Source organism: Oculatella sp. LEGE 06141 (assembly GCF_015207605.1).
Lineage (GTDB): Bacteria > Cyanobacteriota > Cyanobacteriia > Elainellales > Elainellaceae > Oculatella.
This window is the reverse complement of the sequence record NZ_JADEWO010000145.1, coordinates 1-1,304: the sequence shown is the minus strand read 5'-3', so window position 1 is coordinate 1,304 and position 1,304 is coordinate 1. Positions and strand designations below refer to the sequence as shown.

Below are 1,304 nucleotides of genomic sequence, written 5' to 3'. Positions count from 1 at the left end.
AGGATCGTGGATTAAATAACCTGTAATTCTACCTTTTGCATTTGTACACTGGAGAAGTAGACGATGAAGCGGAAACTTAATGCAACCTTACCCTGCTCCCATTGAAGCTCAAATGCAACGGTACTATCAATCGTTATCGGAGAAGGATCGCCGTCGCTATGCTGCCATTGAAGCCATCAAACTCGGATACGGAGGGCAAGTCTATATCCGACAGTTATTTGGATGTCATCATGAAACCCTGGCGTTAGGAATGGCAGAGTTGGACAATGAAACCATTCTCGAACAGGGACGCATTCGTCAAGTCGGGGGTGGGCGCAAGTCAATCTTTGAGACCAACCAGGGACTAGATGAGGCATTTCTGCGGGTGTTGGAGCAACACACAGCAGGTTCACCGACCGATGAGACGGTGAAGTGGACAAACCTGAAGCGTCACGAGATTGTGACTCTGCTAAAAGATGAGGGGATTGAGGTGAGTGTGACGGTGGTGGATCAGTTGTTGGAGAAGCACAACTTTCGTAAGCGCAAAGCCGTGAAAAGGCTGGCGACCGGGGAGAGTGAGCATCGCAATGAACAATTTGAGCGGATTGAGCAGTTGAAAAGTACCTATCAAGCTGTGGGTAATCCCATCATGAGTATGGACACAAAAAAAGAGAATTGATTGGGCAGTTGTATCGAGCGGGGCAACTGTACACCCAAGAGCAGGGAGTCGAGGTGTTTGACCATGATTGGGCATCCCTTGCAGAAGGGGTTGCCATTCCCCACGGGTTGTATGACATCAACGATAATATTGGCTACATCCAGATTGGCACCAGTCACGATACCAGTGAGTTTGCCTGTGAGTCGATTCGCTACTGGTGGAACACCTATGGGAGAGTACGTTACCCCCTAGCAGATTCGATTTTGCTGCTTTGCGATGGGGGCGGCAGTAACAGTTCCCATTACTACATCTTTAAGCAAGACTTGCAAGCGTTGGTCAACGAGTTGGGTATCGAAATTCGCATTGCTCACTATCCGCCCTACACCTCCAAGTACAATCCGATTGAACATCGCTTGTTTCCTCACGTCTCAAGAATGTGTGAGGGAGTGATTTTTGAGAGTGTCCAGATGGTTAAGGAATTGATGGAAAAGGCAACCACTCGAACCGGTCTTAAAGTGTTTACGACGATTCTCGATAAAATGTATCAAAAAGGTCGAAAAGTTGCTGAAGGTTTCAAAGCCAATATGAAGATTGTCTTCGACGAGCTTCTACCGCAATGGAATTACACAGCCAAACCAGAATTACAGGTTATTTAATTCACGATCCT

Annotated in this window: 1 pseudogene; it reads left to right on the top strand. The window is 47.2% G+C overall.

The features are described from left to right. Positions 1-79: 79 nt before the first annotated feature. A pseudogene (locus tag IQ268_RS33680) lies at positions 80-1,293 on the top strand (ISAzo13 family transposase). Positions 1,294-1,304: the final 11 nt, after the last annotated feature.